This is a genomic window from Streptomyces sp. NBC_00224, from assembly GCF_041435195.1.
Classification (GTDB): domain Bacteria; phylum Actinomycetota; class Actinomycetes; order Streptomycetales; family Streptomycetaceae; genus Streptomyces.
Genome location: NZ_CP108106.1, coordinates 3208951 through 3230087, shown reverse-complemented (window position 1 = coordinate 3230087; position 21137 = coordinate 3208951). Strand labels below are relative to the sequence as shown.

General features: G+C 73.5%; 16 protein-coding genes and 1 pseudogene. 9 read left to right on the top strand and 8 right to left on the bottom strand.

Going from position 1 to position 21137, the window contains the following annotated elements:
* Positions 1-19: 19 nt before the first annotated feature.
* The 6 genes from OG965_RS14395 to OG965_RS14370 form a co-directional block, all read right to left on the bottom strand.
* Positions 20-895, bottom strand: a complete 876-nt coding sequence (locus tag OG965_RS14395; protein WP_371652453.1) for an ECF transporter S component — start codon at positions 893-895, stop codon at positions 20-22.
* On the bottom strand, positions 892-2595 hold the full coding sequence (locus OG965_RS14390) for an ABC transporter ATP-binding protein (protein ID WP_371652452.1): 1704 nt from the start codon (positions 2593-2595) through the stop codon (positions 892-894). The genes OG965_RS14395 and OG965_RS14390 overlap by 4 nt, the downstream gene beginning before the upstream one ends.
* Positions 2592-3947: an energy-coupling factor transporter transmembrane component T gene (locus tag OG965_RS14385; RefSeq protein WP_371652451.1), complete on the bottom strand. Its 1356-nt coding sequence runs from the start codon at positions 3945-3947 to the stop codon at positions 2592-2594. The genes OG965_RS14390 and OG965_RS14385 overlap by 4 nt, the downstream gene beginning before the upstream one ends.
* Before the next feature lie 12 nt (positions 3948-3959).
* The gene (locus OG965_RS14380) at positions 3960-4622 is read right to left on the bottom strand and encodes an SCO2322 family protein (RefSeq protein WP_371652450.1); all 663 of its coding nucleotides are present in this window, start codon (positions 4620-4622) and stop codon (positions 3960-3962) included.
* Positions 4622-5875, bottom strand: a complete 1254-nt coding sequence (locus OG965_RS14375) for a prenyltransferase/squalene oxidase repeat-containing protein (RefSeq protein ID WP_371652449.1) — start codon at positions 5873-5875, stop codon at positions 4622-4624. The genes OG965_RS14380 and OG965_RS14375 overlap by 1 nt, the downstream gene beginning before the upstream one ends.
* Positions 5876-6368: 493 nt before the next feature.
* Positions 6369-7439 carry an MBL fold metallo-hydrolase gene (locus tag OG965_RS14370; RefSeq protein WP_371652448.1) on the bottom strand — a complete coding sequence of 357 codons (1071 nt, stop codon included), beginning with the start codon at positions 7437-7439 and terminating at the stop codon, positions 6369-6371.
* A gap of 179 nt (positions 7440-7618) precedes the next feature.
* Here OG965_RS14370 and OG965_RS14365 point away from each other — a divergent pair, with 179 nt between their 5' ends.
* The 6 genes from OG965_RS14365 to OG965_RS14340 all read left to right on the top strand — a co-directional run bounded on the left by OG965_RS14365 (position 7619) and on the right by OG965_RS14340 (position 16033).
* The gene (locus OG965_RS14365) at positions 7619-9085 is read left to right on the top strand and encodes an aldehyde dehydrogenase (RefSeq protein WP_371652447.1); all 1467 of its coding nucleotides are present in this window, start codon (positions 7619-7621) and stop codon (positions 9083-9085) included.
* Positions 9085-9318, top strand: a complete 234-nt coding sequence (locus OG965_RS14360) for a ferredoxin (RefSeq protein WP_371652446.1) — start codon at positions 9085-9087, stop codon at positions 9316-9318. The genes OG965_RS14365 and OG965_RS14360 overlap by 1 nt, the downstream gene beginning before the upstream one ends.
* A gap of 303 nt (positions 9319-9621) precedes the next feature.
* Positions 9622-12252, top strand: a complete 2631-nt coding sequence (gene lanKC / locus OG965_RS14355; RefSeq protein WP_371652445.1) for a class III lanthionine synthetase LanKC — start codon at positions 9622-9624, stop codon at positions 12250-12252.
* Positions 12253-12293: 41 nt separating this feature from the next.
* Positions 12294-12431 (top strand): SapB/AmfS family lanthipeptide, encoded by a 138-nt coding sequence (locus OG965_RS14350; protein WP_266979139.1) that lies wholly within the window; start codon positions 12294-12296, stop codon positions 12429-12431.
* A gap of 66 nt (positions 12432-12497) precedes the next feature.
* Positions 12498-14240 carry an ABC transporter ATP-binding protein gene (locus OG965_RS14345; RefSeq protein WP_371652444.1) on the top strand — a complete coding sequence of 581 codons (1743 nt, stop codon included), beginning with the start codon at positions 12498-12500 and terminating at the stop codon, positions 14238-14240.
* A 26-nt stretch (positions 14241-14266) separates the two neighbouring features.
* On the top strand, positions 14267-16033 hold the full coding sequence (locus OG965_RS14340; RefSeq protein WP_371656941.1) for an ATP-binding cassette domain-containing protein: 1767 nt from the start codon (positions 14267-14269) through the stop codon (positions 16031-16033).
* Here the strand turns inward: OG965_RS14340 and OG965_RS14335 are convergent.
* Positions 15959-16447, bottom strand: a pseudogene (locus tag OG965_RS14335) (LuxR C-terminal-related transcriptional regulator); the annotation flags it as partial. The gene OG965_RS14340 and the pseudogene OG965_RS14335 sit on opposite strands and share 75 nt — an antisense overlap.
* A 270-nt stretch (positions 16448-16717) precedes the next feature.
* Entirely contained in the window at positions 16718-17341 is a 624-nt protein-coding gene (locus OG965_RS14330; protein WP_371652443.1) for a TetR family transcriptional regulator, read from the bottom strand.
* A 263-nt stretch (positions 17342-17604) separates the two neighbouring features.
* Here OG965_RS14330 and OG965_RS14325 point away from each other — a divergent pair, with 263 nt between their 5' ends.
* The 3 genes from OG965_RS14325 (at position 17605) to OG965_RS14315 (ending at position 20880) form a co-directional block, all read left to right on the top strand.
* A complete protein-coding gene (locus tag OG965_RS14325) occupies positions 17605-18930 on the top strand; it encodes a glycosyltransferase family 4 protein (protein WP_371652442.1) in 1326 nt (441 codons plus the stop codon).
* Positions 18931-19045: 115 nt separating this feature from the next.
* Positions 19046-19789, top strand: coding sequence for a class I SAM-dependent methyltransferase (locus OG965_RS14320; RefSeq protein WP_371652441.1), 744 nt, complete (start codon positions 19046-19048; stop codon positions 19787-19789).
* Positions 19786-20880 (top strand): prenyltransferase, encoded by a 1095-nt coding sequence (locus OG965_RS14315; protein WP_371652440.1) that lies wholly within the window; start codon positions 19786-19788, stop codon positions 20878-20880. Before OG965_RS14320 ends, OG965_RS14315 begins: the two co-directional genes overlap by 4 nt.
* Positions 20881-21137 lie beyond the last annotated feature (257 nt).

The following is a 21137-nucleotide window of genomic DNA, read 5'->3' as shown; positions in this document are numbered from 1 at the left end:
GTAGGTCCTGTGGGGGGCCTCACCCCGGCGGCCGCCCGGATGTGACCTGGGCCTCCGAGGGGGACCCGTCGAATGTGACCTGGGCCTCGAAGGCGGCACGCCGGGTGGCCCGGCGCAGTGCCTTCAGTACGGTCGAGCCGAGCGTGAACGTCAGGACCGTCGTGAGCACCGCCCGGCCCAGGTCCCAGCCCAGCGAGGTGGTCGCGCAGTACGCGGCGAAGCGCAGCAGGTTCTCGCCCAGCGGGTCGCCCGGGTGGAAGGAGATGCCGGACGACATACCGCCGATGTACGTCCAGCCCTGGAGGTTCATGATCGTGCCGTACGCGAAGGACGCCGCGAAGCCGTACAGCGCGAGCATCGCCAGCTCGCCCCGGCCCCGGAGGCGGTGTCGGCCCGGGAGCAGCCCGGCGCCCATGGTGAACCAGCCCATCGCCAGCATCTGGAACGGCATCCAGGGGCCGACACCCCCCGTGAGCAGGGCGGACGCGAACATCGTGACCGAGCCGAGCACAAAGCCGAAGCCCGGGCCCAGGACGCGGCCGCTCAGCACCATCAGGAAGAACATCGGCTCCAGACCGGCCGTGCCCGCACCCAGCGGGCGCAGGGCGGCGCCGACCGCCGCGAGGACGCCGAGCATGGCGACGGCCTTGGCGTCCATGCCGTCGTCCTCGTCCGCGATGGTGGCGACGACCACACCGACGAGGAGGGGCAGGAGCGCGGCGAAGAGCCAGGGGGCGTCCTGGGAGTGGGCGAGCCCGGAATCCTCGTCCGCGAGAAGGGGCCAGCCGAAAGCGGCGACGCCGACGAGGGTGACGAGGGCGAGGGCGACGACCCCGCGTGGGCCGAGGTGGACGGCTCTGACCTGGCGGTCGCTCTGTTGCAGGGGTGCCGTCATGCCAGGGCCTCGCGTACCTGGGTGACCGTGAGCCACGGGTCCGGGGCCAGGATCTTGGAGACCTGGGGGGCGTAGGAGGGCGAGGAGACGACCACGTCGGCCGTCGGGCCGTCCGCGACCACCTCTCCGTCGGCCAGGATCACCACCCGGTGGGCGATCTCGGCGGCCAGCTCCACGTCGTGGGTGGCCAGGACGATCGCGTGGCCCTCGGCGGCGAGGTCTCGCAGGATGTCCGCGAGGCGGGCCTTCGCGGCGTAGTCCAGACCTCGGGTCGGCTCGTCCAGGAGGAGCAGCGGGGGGCGGCCGGTCAGCACGATCGCCAGCGCGAGGGCGAGGCGCTGGCCCTCGGAGAGGTCGCGGGGGTGGGTGTCGTCGGGGACACCGGGCAGCAGGGCGGAGACGAGGTCGCGGCAGGTGCCGGGGGTCGCCTCGGCGTCCGCGTCGGCCGCCGCGCATTCGGCCTCGACCGTGTCCGCGTACAGCAGGTCGCGCGGCTCCTGCGGTACGAGGCCGACCTCGCGGATCAGCTCGCGCGGGGGTGTGCGGTGCGGGGTGCGGCCGTTGACGGTCACCGTGCCGGTGGTGGGCTCGATCATGCCGACGAGGGTGTTGAGGAGGGTGGACTTGCCGGCGCCGTTCCGCCCCATGAGGGCGAGGGTTTCGCCGGGGGTGACGGTGAGGGTGATGTGGCGGAGGGCGTCGATGCGGGCTCGGCGTACGCCGAGTCCTGTGACGGTTGCGGTTGCCGTCGTGGCGGGGGTTGCCTTGGTGCCTCGGCGTCGGCGGAGCGCTGCGCGGAGGCGGCTGGTGATTTCCGGTGCGGGGCGGGTGGGTTCGCTGGTGCGGGTCTCCTCGTGGGGCGCCGTCGGCGGCTGCGGCCCCTTGCTTGCCAGGCGGCTGCGGAGGTCGGTTGCTCGGCGGCGGGCGTCTCGTACCGATAGGGGGAGGGGGTCCCAGCCCGCCAGGCGGCCCAGGGTTACCACCGGGGGGTGGACCGGGGAGATTGCCATGATTTCCGCGGGGGTGCCAAGGACCGGGGGTGTGGACGGGGACGGGAGCAGGAGGACGCGGTCGGCGTACTGGATCACGCGCTCCAGGCGGTGCTCCGCCATCAGTACCGTCGTGCCGAGGTCGTGGACCAGCCGTTGCAGTACGGACAGGACCTCCTCCGCCGCCGCCGGGTCGAGCGCCGACGTCGGCTCGTCCAGGACCAGGACCTTGGGGTGCGGCGTCAGGACCGAGCCGATCGCCACGCGCTGCTGCTGGCCGCCGGAGAGCGTGGCGATCGGGCGGTCGCGGAGGTCGGCGAGGCCCAGCAGGTCGAGGGTCTCCTCGACTCGGCGCCGCATCACGTGCGGGGCGAGGCCCAGCGACTCCATGCCGTACGCCAGCTCGTCCTCGACCGTGTCGGTGACGAAGTGGGCGAGCGGGTCCTGGCCCACCGTGCCGACCAGGTCGGCGAGTTCGCGCGGCTTGTGGGTACGGGTGTCACGGCCGTCGACCGTCACGCGGCCGCGCAGGGTGCCGCCGGTGAAGTGGGGGACCAGGCCCGAGACCGTACCGAGGAGCGTCGACTTGCCGACTCCGGAGGGGCCGACGAGGAGGACCAACTCGCCCTCGGGGACGGTGAGTTGGACCTGTTGGATCGTGGGGGTGGCGTGGCCCTCGTAGGTGACCGACACCTCTTCGAAGTGGATCATTTTGACTCCTGGGGGGCCTGGGGGGCCTGGGGCGCGGGGGTCACGAAGGCCGGGAGCAGGCCGAGGAGGGTGGCGAGGGCGGGCCAGAGGGGGAGCGTGGGGGCGGTGAGCGGGACCACGCCCGGGTGCAGGGCGTCCGGTGCGTACGTACCCGCCCAGATCATCGCGGCCGCCACCGCCGCGCCGGAACCGGCCACCAGCCAGGCGCGGGCGCCCCAGCGGTCGGGGCGGTAACGGGTGCGGACCGAGCGGCGGCCGCCCAGGCGCAGGCCCGCGAGGGCGGCGGCGAGGCCGGTGAGCAGGACGGGCAGGCCGTAGCGGGCGCCTTCGGCGGCGAGGAGTCCGTACGTACCGGCGCAGACGCCGAGGAGACCGCCGAGGGTGAGGACGGTGGTGATGTGGCGGACGGCGGGCGGTACGTGCGCGGTGCGGCCGTAGCCACGGGCGTCCATCGAGGCGGCGACGGCGACCGAGCGTTCCAGGGCGCCTTCCAGGACCGGCAGGCCGATCTGGAGGATCGCCTTGATGCCGCCGGTGGGGCGGCCGCGCAGACGGCGGACGGTACGCAGGCGGGCGACGTCGGCGACCATGTTCGGCGCGAACGTCATCGCGACGACGACGGCCACGCCCGCCTCGTACAGGGCGCCCGGGAGGGCCTTGAGGAGGCGGGCCGGGTTGGCGAGGGCGTTCGCGGCGCCGACGCAGATGAGGAGCGTGGCGAGGCGGGCGCCGTCGTACAGCGCGAACAGCATGCCCTCGGCGGTGACGCGGCCGCCGATACGGATGCCCTTCGCCCACTCCGGGAGGGGGGCCTCGGGGAGCGTGAGGAGGGTGTGGGTGCCGGGGATCGGCGAGCCGAGGGCGACGTTGAAGACGAGACGGATGGCGACGACGGCGAGGCCGAGCTTGACGAAGGCGGTGTACGAGCGGGCCCAGGGGGCGTCGGTCCTGCGCGCGGCGACGACGTAGCCGGCGACGCCGACGAGGAGGGCGAGGAGGAGGGGGTTGGTGGTGCGGGAGGCGGCCGTGGCGAGACCTATGGCCCAGAGCCACCAGGCGCCTGGGTGCAGGGCGTTGGACCGGGTGGCGTAGGGGGTGCGGGCGGCTGCGCCGGGCGTGCGGGTTCGGGGGCGGGGGCGGGGCGCGCCTGCCGTCGACCGCGGGCCGTGGGCGTGCACCCGGCCTTCGGCCGGGTTGGCGTACCAACCCGCTCCGCCCGTGACAGTGGGTTCGCCGGTGCGGGTCCTCTTGCGGGGCGCATTCGCCGTCGGCGGCTGCGGAGGATGGGTGGGAGTGCCGCCCGTGGCGGGGGACTGCGTCTGCGGCTGCCGGTTGTCCTCGTTCGTGGGCATCTGATCGTCGCGTCAGTCGCGACGGCGGCGGGATTGCCAGATCGCTGCCGCGGCCAGCGCCACGATCGCCGCGATGCCTGCCAGCAGGCCCAGGGACGGGCCGGAGTCGGACGTCTTCTTCGGCTCGGCCGACTGCTCGGCGGGCTTCGAGGTATCCGTCCTGCCCGACACCTGCTCGCCGCAGCCCGTGTGCGGGTAGCCCGCGATCGCGCAGAGCAGGGCCGCGCTGTTGTAGCGGAGCGGCTTGGCCACCGAGGCCAGGGCGTCCGCCGTCGTCGCGTCCTCGGGGACCTGCGCGCACGCCGTACGAGCCGCCGGGGGCGTCTCGCCGCCCGGGGCGTCCTGCGGGGTGCCGAAGTCGAGGGCCAGGGCGACCCGCTTGCGGCCCGGCTTCGCGGGCGTCGACGCGCACACCTCCGTGAACGTCGGCGCCGAACGCGGGGTCGCCGCGTCCTTGGAGTCCGCGCTGACCGCGAAGCGGAAGCCCTGGACGTCGCCGTCCGAGGGGTGCGCGGTGGCCGGGCCCTGGGTGGCGTACGTCCACGTCGTGCCCTGGCGGTCCCAGAACGACCAGTACCGGTACCCCGACGCCTGGGCGGGCCCCGCCACCGCCCCCGCGCCGAGCGTCAGCGCGAGGGCGAGGCCGGTCACGGCCGAGAGGCGGTGCCTGGGCATCACTTCTGCGCGTTCTTCTTGCGCGCGCTCACCAGGAAGCCGACGCCCACGCTCGCCACGAAGAACACGCCGACGATCCACCACACCGCCATACCGGAGGAGTCGTCCTTCTTCTCGTCGGACTTGACCGCCGGCTTGCTCTGGTCGGCGGCCTGCGTTCCCGCCGGGGTCGGGCCCGTCGCGTTCAGCTGGGACACCAGGTCCGCGCCACCGAAGTTCCTCGGGTCGGCGCCGGTGGCGTTCGCGGCGAGGAGGAGCTGGGCGTAGGCGGCGGGGCCGTTCTCCTTGGCCCAGCCGGACGCGTTCTTCTGCAGCCACTGCAGGGACTGCTTGGCCTGGGCCTCCTGGCCGTCGGCGGCGAGGGCGACGACGGCGTCGGCGGTGTTGCCGTAGTCGGGCTGGCTCTCGGCGCCCGGCATCGCGGAGTTGAGGTGGCCCGACTTGGCCATGGTCCTGGCCAGGTACGCGGCGCCGTTGTGCGCGGCCTGCTCCGGCGTGGCCGCCTTCTCGCAGGTGGTGCCCTTGGCGTCGGGGTTCCCTGCGGTGGCGGCGAGGCCCTTGCCGTACGAGGCGGTCACGGCGGCGGCGCTGGCGTCGGCGTTCGCGTACAGCTTCGCGGTCTTGAGGTCCGGCTGGTACGTGAACGCGCCCGAGCCCGGCGTGCTGTCGCACGGCATGGCGAACGTGAGCAGCGCGTCCAGCGGCGACTTGCCGCCCTTGGCGGACTTGGCGTCGGCGGGCTTCTCACCGGCGGCGGCGAGGGCGCCTATCACGACGGAGGTGGAGTTGGCGTCGCTCTTGGCGCCGGGGTTGTAGGCCCAGCCGCCGTCGTCGTTCTGCACGGTCTTCAGCCAGGAGACGCCCTTCTTCACGGCGTCGGTGTGGTCGCCGAGGGCCACGAGGGCCTGGATGGCGGCGGCCGTGGCGTTGGTGTCGAGCATCGTCTTCGCGTCGCACGGCTTGGTGGCGTCGAGGCGGTACGAGGCGAACGCGCCGGTCTCGCACTGCTGCCCGGTCAGCCACGTCACCGCCTGCGCGGCGGGCTTCACGCCGACCGTGCTCTGGGCGAGCAGGGCGAGCGACTGCCGCCAGACGCCGTCGTACGCGGGGTCCTTCGTCCCGTACAGCCCCTGCGGGAGGGTCGAGGCGGGGGAGGAGGACGGCGCCGTGCCGTCGGCGAAGGCGGCCGGGGCGGCGGCGCCGCCCAGGACGACGGTGGCGGCGAGCACTGCGGCGCAGCGGCGTACGGTCATGGCGGGCGGTGCCTCTCCTGCGGGGGCCGGGCGACAGGCGGGCGCGGGGGCACGCCGGCTCCGGCTCCGTGTACCTCGACGGGGCCGGTCATCGGCTTGTCTGCCGGTGACCGCTGAGCCGGTCATGTCCGTAGGGGTGCTCCGGCTTTACGGATTGGGGTCTCCCCTGCTCGAGCGGAGTCGAGAGCTTGGGGAAGGGTCAGCGCCGGATTCGCACCGGCTTCCCCCCGTACGGTCATGGACGACGGGTTCACTGTACCGGCCGCCGTGTCCCTGGCCCGGGGGCCCCTACCGGGGCTCCGCCCCGGACCCTGTTCGCTGCGGCCCCGGTGGGGGCTGGTCGCGCAGTTCCCCGCGCCCCTTGAATGCCGCTGCGCGACATCCCCTGGGCGCCCCGAAGGGGCGCATTCAGGGGCGCGGGGAACTGCGCGACCAGCCACATATGGTCCGCAGACGAACGGGGTCCGGGGGCGCAGCCCCCGGTAAACCCACCTCAGCCCCCACCCACCCCCACCGCCCGATAGGCCTGCGGCCGGCCCGGTACCCCCTCCGCCCGCCCCAGCTTCACCAGTCGCCGTACATGCGCCTCCGCCTCCGACACCGCGATGTTGCGGGAGCCGTAGGGGATGTCCTCCCAGGGGCGGTTCCACTCCATGCGGACCGCCAGTTGCCAGGGGGTCAACGGCTCCGATGCCAGGAGCGCCAGCAGGTCCGCGAGGCGGGACTCGTGGTGGGTCAGGAGTTCACGGACGCGACCGGCCGCGTCCGTGAACGTGTACTGGTGGGCGGGGAGCACCTCCGCCACCCCCAGGCGGCCCACCCGTTCGAGGGAGGACACGTAGTCGCCCAGAGGGTCCGTCACCGTCGCGTCGTCGGGGTCCTCGTACAGCCCGATGTGCGGGGTGATCCCGGGCAGCAGGTGGTCGCCGGAGAAGAGGCGGCCGTGGCCGGGGCGGTCGGAGGGGTGCCGTTCCTCCAGGTGGAGGCAGACGTGGCCCGGCGTGTGACCCGGTGTCCAGATCGCCCGCAGTCGGCGGCCCGGCAGTGGGAGCAGGTCGCCGGGGACGATCTCCCGGTCGGGGAGCGCCGCCCGCATGCCGGGCAGCGACCGGCCGGACCCCCGCGCCCGCGCCGCCCGCAGCGGCGCGAGGTGGTCCTCCGGCGCCCCCACCGCCGTCAGCTTCTCCGTCAAGTAGTCGAGCCACGCCCCCGGTTCGGCCTCCCGGGTGCGTCGTACGACCGCCGTGTCCGCCGCGTGCATCGCGAGCCACGCGCCGGACGCCTCCCGTACCCGGCCGGAGAGCCCGTGGTGGTCGGGGTGGTGGTGGGTGAGCACCACCCCGTGGATGTCGGCGACATCGGTGCCGAGCCGCCGCAGGCCGTCCGTCAGCGTGTCCCAGGACGCCGGGTCGTCCCACCCGGTGTCGATCAGGACCGGGCCCCGGTCGGTGTCGACGACGTACACCAGCGTGTGGCCGAGGGGGTTGTCCGGGATGGGCACCTCGATCGAGTGGACGCCCCCGCCGTGGTCTCCCACCCGCGTTCCCCGTGTCACCTGCGTCATGGATCAGCCTCGTCTCCGGCCACCTGCTGGAAGCTCCAGGGCACCGCCACAGTAGAACGTGTTTCAGTCAGTGCTCAAGGGGTCTCCCGGCCCGTGGACTCCTGATAGTGGAACTGGTATCAGTTCTGGCAGATCTGAAATGCCGTCAGAAAATGGACCGCAGTGGGAGGCGTTACGCCATGACCAGCGATCTCATCGAGCACACCCAGCTCTATATTGGCGGGGAGCTCACCGACCCCCGAGGAACCGACGTCATCGACGTCGTCTCGCCCCACACCGAGCAGGTCATCGGCCGGGTGCCGCACGCCTCCCGGGCCGACGTCGACCACGCCGTCGCCACCGCGCGCCGGGCGTTCGACGAGGGACCCTGGCCACGGCTGCCACTCGCGGACCGCATCGAGGTCGTCTCCCGTATCAAGGACGCGATCGCCGTGCGCCACGAGGAGATCGCCCGCTCCATCAGCGCGCAGAACGGCTCCCCGTACTCCTGGAGCGTCCTCGCGCAGGCCCTCGGCGCGATGATGGTCTGGGACGCGGCGATCACCGTCGCGCGCGACTTCCCGTACGAGGAACGGCGCGCCGGCGTCCTCGGGCCCATCCTGGTCCGGCGCGAGCCGGTCGGGGTCGTGGCGGCCGTGGTCCCGTGGAACGTCCCGCAGTTCGTGGCCGCCGCCAAGCTCGCGCCCGCGCTGCTCGCCGGGTGCTCGGTGGTGCTCAAGCCGTCCCCGGAGACGCCCCTCGACGCGTACATACTCGGCGAGATCGCCCGGGAGGCCGGGCTGCCGGAGGGGGTGCTCTCGATCCTGCCCGCCGACCGCGAGGTCAGCGAGTACCTGGTCGGGCACCCGGACGTGGACAAGGTGTCGTTCACCGGGTCGGTCGCGGCGGGGCGGCGGGTGATGGAGGTCGCCGCGCGCAACCTCACCCGGGTCACCCTGGAGCTGGGCGGCAAGTCCGCCGCCGTCGTCCTGCCCGACGCCGACCTGGCGTCGACCGTCGCCGGAGTCGTCCCGGCCGCGTGGATGAACAACGGGCAGGCGTGCGTCGCCCAGACCCGGATCCTGGCGCCCGCGAGCCGTTACGACGAGTTCGCGGAGGCGTTCGCGGCCGCCGCCGGGCAGCTGGTCGTCGGCGATCCGCTCGACCCGGCGACCCAGGTCGGCCCGCTGGTCGCCAAACGGCAGCGGCAGCGCTCGCTCGACTACATCCGGATCGGCCAGGAGGAGGGCGCCAAGATCCTTGCGGGCGGCGGCCGTCCGGCCGGGCAGGACCGGGGCTGGTACGTCGAGCCGACGCTCTTCGGCGGCGTCGACAACTCCATGCGGATCGCCCGCGAGGAGATCTTCGGGCCGGTGATCTGCCTCCTGTCGTACGCGGACGAGGCCGAGGCGCTGAGGATCGCGAACGACTCCGAGTACGGGCTCAGCGGCAGCGTGTGGACCGGCGACGTCGAGCACGGCATCGACTTCGCCCGGCAGGTGCGTACCGGCACCTTCAATGTGAACACCTTCAGCCTGGACATGTTCGGGCCGTTCGGCGGCTACAAGAACTCTGGCCTGGGGCGGGAGTTCGGGCCCGAGGGGCTGAGCGAGTACCTGGAGCACAAGATGATCCACCTGCCCGCCGGGTACGGGGGCGAGGTGTGATGGGCGACCGCTGGCACGTCGAGGTCGACCGGAGCGTGTGCATCGGGTCGGGCATGTGTGTGAACACCGCGCCGGGTGGGTTCGGGCTGGACACGGCCCGGCAGTCGCGGCCGCGGGTCGCCGACATCGACGCCAATGAGCGCGTGCTCGCGGCGGCCGAGGGGTGCCCGGTCGAGGCGATCAGCATCGCGCTGCGCGATTCGGGCGAGCCCGTTTTTCCCCCCGAGGAGTGAGTGCTTCGCCAGCTGCGTAGTCGGTTGGCTGCGGGCCGGTGGGGGCTGGTCGCGCAGTTCCCCGCGCCCCTAGGGGGTACGGGGTACCGCACCCAGTGAAGGGCGCCCCGAAGGGGCGTCTCTAGGGGCGCGGGGAACTGCGCGCTCAGCCCCCACCGGCCCGCAGCCGAATCGCCGCCTGTTCGAACCCCTACGAACGCAGGTTGACGCATGCGTACCGCACAGTGACCCCATGACATCCGCGACTGTCCGGCCCACGGCCGGCATGGCACGTTCGTTGCCACGCCACCGAGGGGGGAAGCGATGGACAAGCGGTACGAGGTCTTCTGCCTGGCCGACAGGCATTTCTACGAGACTCCGGACCGGTTGCTGTCGGCCAGGACCGGGGAGTCCGTTCCGCTCTTCGAGGCGGCCCAGCGCCCGGTCCCCGAGGGATGGCGCACCTTCGTCTCCGGGGACTGGCTCCACTTCAGTCCGGTGGACGCGGCCGGCGAACCGCGCCCGGGCCGTCCCCTCCAGGGCTGGAAGATCCACGTCTCGGCGTGTCTGGACAACGCCGAGAAGATGGCGGCGCAGGTGTGGGAGTACTGCGTCCCCAGAGCCGTGCCGTTCAAGTTCGTGCCGGGCCGCCAGCCGCTGCACCTGCGCAACTCCAAGTACGCCGGGCGCGGTTCGAGCGGGAAGTTCGCCACGATCTACCCGTCCGGCGTGGGCGAGCTGGAGCGCATACTGAACGAGCTCGGCGAGCTCCTGGAGGGTGAGCCGGGCCCGTACATCCTTACCGATCTGCGCTGGAACTCCGGGCCCCTGTACGTCCGTTACGGGGGCTTTGTCGAGCGGCACTGCGTCGGCGAGGGCGGGGCGCTGGTCCCCGCGATCGAGAACGCCCGGGGCGAGCTGGTCCCCGACCGCCGGGACCCCGCCTTCCAGGTGCCCGAGTGGGTGGCGCTGCCCCCGTTCCTGGGGCCCCAGTTGGCGGCGCGCAACGCGACGACCGTGGCCGACCTGCCGTACCGCATCGAGCGGGCGCTGCACTTCTCCAACGGCGGCGGGGTGTACGCGGGGACCGATGCGCGCGACGGCAGCAAGGTCGTCCTCAAGGAGGCCCGGCCGCACGCGGGTCTTGCCGCCGACGGCTGCGACGCGGTCACCCGTCTGGAGCGCGAGAAGGCCGCCCTGGAGGGGCTCTCGGGGCTCGGCGTGGCGCCCGAGGTGCGCGACTGGTTCGAGCTGGGCGGCCACCGCTTCCTCGTCATGGACTTCCTGGAGGGGCGCACGCTGAACGCGTTCTTCGCCGAGCGCCACCCGCTGCTCGCCGTCGAGCCCGACCCGGACGCGGTGGCCTCGTACACGACCTGGGCGCTCTCGGTGCACCAGGCGGTGGAACAGGCGGTGGAGGCGGTGCACTCGCGCGGCCTGGTCTGCAACGACCTGCACATGTTCAACGTGATGGTCGCCCCGGACGGGGGCGAGGCGGAAGGCGGCCGTGAAGTCTCCGTGCAGCTCCTCGACTTCGAGGCCGCGGTGCCGGTCGACGAGCACCAGGGGCAGATGATGGCGCATCCCGGGTTCATGGCCCCGCGTGACCGCACCGGTTTCGAGGTCGACGAGTACGCGCTGGCCTGTCTGCGACTGGCGCTGTTCGTGCCGATGACGACGCTCCTTGTGGTGGACCAGGACAAGGCGGCGCATCTGGCGAAGGTCGCGGCGAGCCAGTTCCCCGCCGTGCCGGAAGGTTTCTTCGAGGAGGCGGTGCGGGTCATCCGGGGCACGGACGAGCCCCTGCGGCGGCCGTACCTGCCCGTCGCCCCCGCCGAGTGGCCCGCCGGGCGCGACTCCATGGTCCGCGCGATCCTCGCCTCCGCCACGCCCGAGCGCGAGGACCGGCTCTTCCCCGGTGACATCTCCCAGTTCGCGGACGGCGGCGGCCTCGGGGTCGCGCACGGCGCGGCCGGGGTGCTCTACGCCCTGGACGTCACCGGCGCCGACCGCTACCGGGACGGCGAGGAGTGGCTGCTGCGCCGCACCGAGGAGCCGCCCGCCGGCTGTCCGCTGGGCTTCTACGACGGGCTGAGCGGCGTCGCGTACGTCCTCGACCGGCTCGGCCACACCGAGCGCGCGCTCGACCTCGTCGACCGGGTGCTCGACGAGAAGTGGCAGCGGCTCGCGCCCGGGCTGCACGGCGGCCTCGCCGGACTCGGGCTCGCCCTCGACTCGCTCGGCCGCACCACCGGCGAGGGCGATCTGCGCGACCGGGCGCTGGAAGCGGCCTGGACCATCGCCGGGCAGCCGGAGCCGGACGCCGCGGGGCGCCCGCGCGCCGGGCTGCTGCACGGCGCCAGCGGTCCGGCCCTGCTCTTCCTGCGGCTCTACGAGCACACCGGCGAGCCCGCGCTCCTCGACCACGCCGCCGAGTTCCTCCGGCGCGACCTCGCCCGCTGCGTCACCGACCGCTCGGGCGCCCTCCAGGTCGACGAGGGCGCGCGGATCATGCCCTATCTCGGCGCGGGCGGCGTCGGCATCGCGATGGTGCTCGACGACTATCTGGCGCACCGGTACGACGAGGAGTTCGCTGAGGCCAGGGCCGCGATCCTGCCCACCGCCCGGCTGCGGTACTACGCCCAGCCGGGCCTGTTCAACGGCCGCGCGGGCATGGTGCTGCACCTCGCCCGCACCCGCGCCGCGCGCCCGGACCTGGACGCGCAGAGCGCGGCGCTCGCCTGGTACGCCGTGCCGTACAAGGGCCAACTGGCCTTTCCCGGAGACCAGATGATGCGGCTCTCCATGGACCTCGCGACCGGCACGGCGGGCGTTCTGCTCGCCCTGGGCTCCGTGCCCGGTGCCGCGTCCGCCCGAAGGCGCCCGGTCGGGCTGCCCTTCCTGCCACCGCTTCCGGTGGCCCCCAAGACGGCCCCGCGAGGGGCCGGACGGTGAACCCGTCCCCACGAAGAAGTTCTGGACTGAAGGAGATGGCGATGACACTTCTCGACCTGCAGAAGCTGGACGTTCCCGAGACCACCGGTGGTGGCGGCGGCGGTGGCGGCGACCAGAGCAGCCTCAGCCTGCTCGCGTGTGACAAGCACAGCTCGAACAGTTTCCTGCTCTGCCTCTGAGCACACGAGCCACCTTGATCAATCCCTGTTGCACCTGATCAACCTTGATCGAACCTGATCAACTGTGTGACGCGGCCCCGGGCGGATCTGCTCTCCGCCCGGGGCGTGCGCGCCCCGGAGGGCCCCTTGGCGCAGCGCCCCTTTCTCCGCGAGACCGTTCGGTACGGCGCGGCACCCGCCGCCCTCGTCCTGCTGCTGACCACGGCCCTCGCCGGGGCGGGCCTGGCCCTGCCGTGGGCGCTCGGCCGCACCCTCGACCTGCTGCTCGGCGACGACCGGGCGGACGCGGGACCCTGGCTCGCGCTGTGCGCGGCGCTCACCGGCGCGACCGTCCTGCTCGGCGCCCTCGACGGCCTGGTCACCGCCACCGCCACCGCCCGCACCACCGCGTGGATACGCGACCGGGTCCTGCGCCACGTCCTCGCGACCGGGCCGCGCGCCGTCCTGCCCGAGGGCGACCTGGTGGCCCGGCTCGTCGGCAACGCGGCCCAGGCCGGACCCGTCCCCGCCACCCTCGCCGCCACCCTCGCCGCCGTGCTCACCCCGGTCGGCGGCCTGGTGGCGCTCGCCCTCACCGACGGGTGGACGGCCCTCGCGCTGCTCGCCGGGATGCCCGTACTCGCCCTGCTGCTGCGGGTGTTCGTGCGCGCGTCCGCCGATGCGGGCGCCGCCTATCTGCGCGCCCAGGGCGAGATCGCCGGGCGGCTCAGCGAGGCGGTGGAGGGCGCCCGCACCATCGCGGCCGCCGGAACCGCCGAACGCGACGCGGCCCGCATCCTCGCCCCCCTGCCCGAACTCTCCCGCCAGGGCTTTCGCATGTGGCGCGTCACCGGCCGCTCCACCGCCCAGGCCGCCGCCCTGCTGCCCCTGCTCCAGCTCACCGTGCTCGCGGTCGCCGGGCTGCGGCTCGCGGACGGCGCGCTGAGCGTCGGCGGGATGCTCGCGGCCTGGCGGTACGCGGTCCTCGCCACCGGCACCGGCGCCCTGGTCGGCCAGCTCAACGCCCTGGTGCGCGGCCGCGCCGCCACCGACCGCCTGGCCGAGGCACTCGCCCCGCCCGCCATGACGTACGGAACACGCCAACTTCCCGAAGGTGCGGGGGCCCTGGAGTTCCGGAGCGTCTCCACCGGCCCGCTGCGCGAGGTCGACCTGTACGTGCCCGGCGGGGCGGTGGCCGCCGTGGTGGGGCGGTCCGGCAGCGGCAAGACGGCCCTGGCGGCGGTCGCGGGCCGGCTCGCGGACCCCGACCGGGGCACGGTCCTGGTCGACGGCGTCCCGCTGCCCGAGCTCTCCAGGGACGCGCTGCGCCGCGAGGTCGGCCACGCCTTCGCCCGCCCCGCGCTCCTCGGCGCGACCGTCGGCGGCACGATCGCGTTCGGCGTCGGCGAACCGGGCCCCGAGGAGGTCCGGGCGGCCGCGCGGGCGGCGTGCGCCGACGAGTTCGTCCGCAGACTGCCGCTCGGCTACGACACGCCCTGCGCCGAGGCCCCGATGTCCGGCGGCGAGGCCCAACGACTCGGCCTCGCAAGGGCGTTCGCGCACTGCGGACGGTTGCTGATCCTCGACGACGCCACCTCCAGCCTGGACTCCGCGACCGAGCTGAAGGTGTCCCGCGCCCTGCTCGACGAGCTGACCCCGGGCACCCGGCTCATCGTCGCCCACCGGGTGACCACGGCCGCCCGCGCCGACCTGGTGGTGTGGCTGGACGGCGGCGGGGTGCGCGCGCTCGCCCCGCACGCGGAGCTGTGGCGGCTGCCCGAGTACCGCGCGGTGTTCGCGGAGGAGGCCGGGTGGGAGGAGGCGGGGTGAGAGGAGACCGGGCGCAGGGGCGCCTGATGCGGTTCGTGCGCCCCCGGTGGCGGGCGTTGCTCCGGCTCGCCGCCTGGTCGGCGCTGGAGGCGGGGGAGACGTTCCTGCTCGGCTACGCGCTGGCGCGGGCGCTCGACCGGGGCTTCCTCGCGGGCCACACCGGAGTCGGCCTCGGCTGGCTCGGGCTCGCGGCGCTCGGCGTGGTGGCCGGGGCGTTCGGCACCGGCCGGGTGCATCTGGCGGTGGCCGCGCTCGTCGAGCCCGTACGCGACGACCTGGTACGCAGGGTGGTGCGCCGGGCGCTGCGGACGCCGGACGGGGCGGCGGTCTCCCGGCTCACCCACCAGGTGGAGATCGCCCGCGACACGCTCGCCGGTCTGGTGATGGTGTCGCGGACCTTCGTCGTCACGGCGACAGGGGCGCTGATCGGGCTGCTCTCGCTGGCGCCGGTGCTGCTGCCGGTGGTGGCGCTGCCGCTGGTCGCCGGACTCGCCCTGTTCCTCGCCACCCTGCGCCCGCTCGCCCGCCGCCAGGAGGTGTTCCTCGCCGCCGACGAGGCACTGGCCGCCGAACTCGGGCTCGCGGTCGGCGGGTTGCGGGACATCACGGCGGCCGGGGCGCAGGACCGGGTGGGGAGGGACGTACGGGAGCGGATCGACGCCGAGTTCCACGCCTCGCGCGCACTGGCCCGCTGGGGCGTGCTGCGGACCCTCGCGGCCGGGATCGGCGGCCGGCTGACCGTGGTGCTGCTGCTCGCGGCGGCCCCCTGGCTGCTCGACCACGGCGTCACCCCGGGCGCGTTCGTCGGCGCCCTCGCCTATCTCACCCAGTCCCTGATCCCGGCCCTGCAGTCCCTGATGCAGGGCCTGGGCACCTCGGGGGCGCGGCTGTTCGTGGTGATGCGGCGGCTGACGGCGGACGGGGCGCACGAGGAGGTACCCGAGCGCCCCGGCGGGGAGCCCGGACCGGGCGAGGCCGTGCGGCTGCGGGGCGTCACCTTCGCGTACGGGCCGGGCGCGGCGCCCGTCGTCGACTGCCTGGACCTGACCGTGCCGCACGGCGGGCACCTCGCGGTCGTCGGCCCCAGCGGAATCGGCAAGTCCACGCTGGCCGAGCTCATGGCGGGGGTGCGGGCGCCGGACAGCGGCGAGGTTTTACGCGGATGCGCGCGGGTCCTGGTGCCCCAGCAGGCGTACGTCTTCACCGACACCGTCCGCGCCAACCTCAGCTATCTGTGCCCGGACGACCCGCCCGGCGACGAGAGCCTGCTCGCCTCCTGTGCGGCCGTGGGCGCCCGCGGACTCGTCGACCGGCTCGGCGGACTCGACGCCACCGTCGCACCGGCCGGACTCTCCGCCGGGGAGCGGCAGTTGATCGCGCTCGCCCGGGCCTACGCGGCCCCCGCGCCCCTGGTCCTGCTCGACGAGGCGACCTGCCATCTCGACCCGGCGGCGGAGGACCGGGCGGAGCGGGCGTTCGCTGAGCGGCCCGGGACGGCCCTGGTGGTCGTGGCACACCGGACCGGCTCGGCACGCCGGGCCCGGCAGGTGCTGATGCTCGGCGGCACCGGGGTGGAACGCGGCACGCACGACGAACTTCTCCAACAATCCGCGTTCTACCGGGAGTTGACCGGATTACACCCATCCCTCGCCCTGGGAGATGCGGATGGCGTCCACGCGGTTGCGGGCGCCGGTCTTACGGGTGATCGCCGCCATGTAGTTCCGTACGGTCCCGTTGGACAGATGGAGGCTGTGCGCGATGTCCGCGATGGAGGCGCCCTCGGCGGCGAGTGAGAGCACGCTCAGCTCCCGTCTCGTCAGCGGCATTTCGGCCGCCCGCAGGAACCCGCAACCCAGTGAGTCGTCGACGAACCGCTGGCCTGCGGCGGCCCGTCTTATCGCCGTGACGAGACACTCCGGAGTGGCGTCCTTGCCGACGTAGCCCAGCGCGTGCGCCTCCACGGCCTGGCGCAGCGGCCCGGGTCTGTTGGCGCTGGCCAGCACGACGAGCCGGGTGCCCCGCGACCCGTTGTGCCGGCTCTGTAACTCCCCCAGCGGTGCGATTCCGTACGAGTCGGAACAGTCCAGGTCCACGGCGCACACATCCGGGCGCAGGACCCGCGCGCGGGCGGGTGCACTGCGCCAGGGCGCGTGATGGATCTCGAAGCCCGGTTCACGGGCCAGGCGGTCGGCCAATGCCGACCGCATCAGACAGGCGTCGTGCACGAGAAGTACCCGGATCACGTTTCAGCCCCCTCAAGCTCCCCGCCTACCGGTTGCCTTCCTTTTGCACGCGAAACATTTCTATCTGCGCCCCGGGAGACGGGAACCCGGATTATCAGCCACGGGGTGGCACGGGGGCGCGCACGGCGCACAGAGCGGCGCGGGGCGGTAGTACCCGCAGTATGTGCGCGCCGGGCGCAGAGCCGGTTCCGCCACGCTGGATCGGGCCGGGAGCCCGATCGGACCGGGAACGCGTCAGGCCAGGGTGCCGTCCGGCGCGGTGAGGTCGATCAGCCGGCACACCGTCTCGATGTCGATCTTCACCTGGGCGATCGAGGCCCGCCCCGAAAGCCAGGTGATCAGGGCCGAGTGCCAGGTGTGCTCGATCACGCGGACCGCCGAGAGCTGCTGCGGGGTGGGGTGGTCCAGGCCCATCGCGTCCAGGATGATCGCGGTGGTCTGCCGGGAGACCGTGTCCACCTCGGGGCTGACCGAGCGGTCGGCGAAGGTCAGCGCGCGCACCATCGCGTCGGCGAGGTGCGGCTCGCGCTGGAGCGCGCGGAACGCCCGCATCAGCGTCTCGGCGACCCGCTCCGCGGCCGAATCGCCGGACGGCGGGTGCTTGCGGAGCGTGGAGTGCAGATGCTGGAGCTGGTCCTGCATGGTGGCGACCAGCAGATGGATCTTGGACGGGAAGTAGCGGTAGAGCGTGCCGAGCGCGACCCCCGCGGCCTCGGCCACCTCGCGCATCTGGACCGCGTCGAAGCCGCCCCGGCTGGCCAGCTGGGCGCTGGCGTGCAGGATGCGGCGGCGGCGCGCCTCCTGGCGCTCGGTCAGGGCGGGCGACGCAGGAATGGCTGCTTTGGCTTCCGCTGTCATCTGTCCCGTTCCGTCGTCCGATGCCGTGTGTTCCCCGTGCGGTTCCCGCCCCTGGTGGCCCGTTTCCGGGGGGCACAGCATGGCAGGGGCTCCAGTGGTGGCGCGAATCACCTGTTCCGGCCCTCACACGCGCACTACCTGCCGGTAGATTCGAAGCTTCTTGAGGCTCCTCGGAGAGATCAAGAAGGATCAAGTCTGGAACTTGTTCTAGATTAGCGCGAGCGGTTACGCTCCGGCGAAACGCAGCGATGAAGGGGCCGCGAGTGACCGCAGAGGCCGTAGAGGCAAGCCCCCGCGCAGGGGAGCCGGCCCGTGCGGGCGACCGCCCGCTGCGGATCGCCCTCCTGACGTACAAGGGCAATCCGTTCTGCGGCGGCCAGGGCGTCTACGTACGCCACCTCTCCCGCGAACTCGCCCGCCTGGGACACAGCGTGGAGGTCATCGGCGCGCAGCCGTACCCCGTCCTGGACGAGGGCGTGCCGCTCACCGAGCTCGCCAGCCTGGACCTGTACCGCTCGCCCGACCCGTTCCGTACGCCCAAGAAGGACGAGTACCGGGACTGGATCGACGCCGTCGAGGTCGCCACCATGTGGACCGGCGGCTTTCCCGAGCCGCTGACCTTCTCGCTGCGGGCCCGGCGCCACCTCGCCGCCCGCAAGGGCGAGTTCGACGTCATCCACGACAACCAGACGCTCGGCTACGGCCTGCTCGCGGACCTCGGCGCGCCCCTCGTCACCACGATCCACCACCCCATCACCGTCGACCGGCAGCTGGAGCTGGACGCCGCCGGCGACTGGAAGCGGCGCTCCTCGGTGCGCCGCTGGTACGGGTTCACCCGGATGCAGAAGCGGGTCGCCCGCAGGCTGCCTTCCGTGCTCACCGTCTCCGGCTCCTCGCAGCGCGAGATCGTCGAGCACCTCGGGGTGCGCGAGGACCGCATCTCCGTCGTGCACATCGGCGCCGACACCGACCTGTGGTCCCCGGACCCGTCGGTGGCCGAGGTGCCCGGCCGGATCGTCACCACCTCCAGCGCGGACGTACCGCTCAAGGGGCTCGTCTTCCTCGTCGAGGCGCTCGCCAAGGTGCGCGCCGAGCACCCCGCGGCGCACCTCGTCGTGGTCGGCAAGCGCGCCGAGGACGGGCCGGTCGCGCAGGCCATCGAGAAGTACGGGCTCGGCGACGCGGTCCGGTTCGTCAAGGGCATCACCGACGCGGAGCTGGTCGACCTCGTACGGTCCGCGCAGGTCAGCTGTGTGCCTTCGCTGTACGAGGGGTTCTCGCTCCCGGCCGCCGAGGCGATGGCGACGGGGACACCCCTGGTGGCCACGACCGGCGGCGCCATCCCGGAGGTCGCCGGGCCCGACGGGGAGACCTGCCTCGCGGTGCCGCCGGGCGAGCCGGGCGCACTGGCCGCGGCTCTGAACCGGCTGCTCGGTGACCCGGAGCTGCGCGCACGGCTCGGCGCGGCCGGGCGGGAGCGGGTCCTCGACCGGTTCACCTGGGCCCGGGCGGCCGAGGGCACCGCCGAGCTGTATCGCTCCGCGATCGCCGCGCAGGGCCGCTCCGCGGCCGGAAAGCCCACCGGGTGACCCGGCACCGCCCCGGCCCCCACCACCCCGGCCGCCCAGGCCCCCGCCGCTCCGCGGCCCAGAATCCCGGCCGCTCCGCGGCCTCCGGTCTTTGTTATGTGAAAGGGCAGGCTCCGTGCTGACCGTCGACTTCTCCCGCTTCCCGCTCGCCCCGGGCGACCGCGTGCTCGACCTGGGCTGCGGCGCGGGGCGGCACGCCTTCGAGTGCTACCGGCGCGGTGCGCAGGTCGTGGCGCTCGACCAGAACGGCGAGGAGATCCGCGAGGTCGCCAAGTGGTTCGCGGCGATGAAGGAGGCCGGTGAGGCGCCCGAGGGGGCGACCGCCACCGCGATGGAGGGCGACGCGCTCAACCTGCCCTTCCCCGACGAGTCCTTCGACGTCGTGATCATCTCCGAGGTCATGGAGCACATCCCGGACGACAAGGGCGTGCTCGCCGAGATGGTCCGGGTGCTCAAGCCGGGCGGTCGGATCGCGGTCACCGTGCCCCGCTACGGGCCGGAGAAGGTCTGCTGGGCGCTCTCCGACGCGTACCACGAGGTCGAGGGCGGCCACATCCGCATCTACAAGGCGGACGAGCTCCTGGGCAAGATGAAGGAGGCGGGCCTCAAGCCGTACGGCACGCACCACGCGCACGCGCTGCACTCGCCGTACTGGTGGCTGAAGTGCGCATTCGGCGTGGACAACGACAAAGCGCTGCCGGTGCGGGCGTACCACAAGCTGCTCGTCTGGGACATCATGAAGAAGCCCCTGGTCACACGGCTCGCGGAGCAGGCGCTCAACCCGGTCGTCGGCAAGAGCTTCGTGGCGTACGCGACCAAGCTGCACCTCGCGCGCTTCGACAAGGTCGCCGCCAAGTGACCTCACCGGAGCGGACCGAACACCTGGTCCTGCCGGGGGTGCTCACCGCCGGGCAGGCCGCCGCCACAGTGGCAGGCATCCTCGCCGTGCAGCGCGAGGACGGCGCCATACCGTGGTTCCGCGGCCACCACCTGGACCCGTGGGACCACACCGAGGCCGCCATGGCCCTGGACGCGGCGGGCGAGCACGAGGCCGCGGCGCGTGCCTACGAGTGGCTGGCGCGGCACCAGAACGACGACGGGTCCTGGTACGCGGCGTACCACGACGGGGACTTCGCGCGGATCACCGACCGGGGCCGGGAGACCAACTTCGTCGCGTACGTGGCGGTGGGCGTCTGGCACCACTACCTCGCCACCGGCGACGACACCTTCCTCGACCGGATGTGGCCGGTGGTGTACGCGGCCGTCGAGTTCGTGCTGCGGCTCCAGCAGCCGGGCGGGCAGATCGGCTGGAAGCGCGAGGAGGACGGCTCGCCGGTCACCGACGCGCTGCTGACCGGCAGCTCCTCGATCCACCAGGCGCTGCGGTGCGCGCTCGCCATCGCCGAGCAGCGCGAGGAGCCGCAGCCGGACTGGGAGCTGGCCACCGGTGCGCTCGCGCACGCCGTGGCCGCCCACCCCGAGCGCTTCCTCGACAAGTCCCGCTACTCGATGGACTGGTACTACCCCGTCCTCGGCGGCGCGGTGACCGGCGCCGGGGCGAAGGCGCGCATCGAGGAACGCTGGGACGACTTCGTGGTGCCCGGCCTCGGGGTGCGGTGCGTGCTGCCGAACCCGTGGGTCACGGGCGGCGAGAGCTGCGAACTCGCCCTCGCGCTGTGGGTGATGGGCGAGTCGGACCGCGCCCTGGAGATCCTCCAGTCCATCCAGCACCTGCGGGCCGGGGACGGCCTCTACTGGACGGGTTACGTCTTCGAGGGCGACCGGGCGGTGTGGCCGGAGGAGCTCACGACGTGGACGGCGGGGTCGCTGCTGCTCGCGGTGGCGGCGCTGGGCGGCGACGAGGCGACGGCGGCGGTGTTCGCGGGCGACCGCCTGCCGCGTGGGCTGCGCCCCGAGTGCTGCGATCACCCCACCCCGCCCGTTCCCTAAACCCTCCGGGGGTGGGTGGGGGTGGAGGTGGGTTTCCCGGGGGCTTCGCCCCCGGACCCCTTTTGCGGGGCCTGCGGCCCCTGCGCCCCGCTTCGTTTGTCTGCGGACCGTGCTGGGTTGCTCGCGCAGTTCCCCGCGCCCCTAACTACCTAGGGGCGCGGGGAACTGCGCGACCAGCCCCCACCGGCCCGCAGACAAAGACCGGGCACTCACATGGGCTCGCCCGAGTGGCGGTGTCGGCCGGGGCGGGTGAGGCT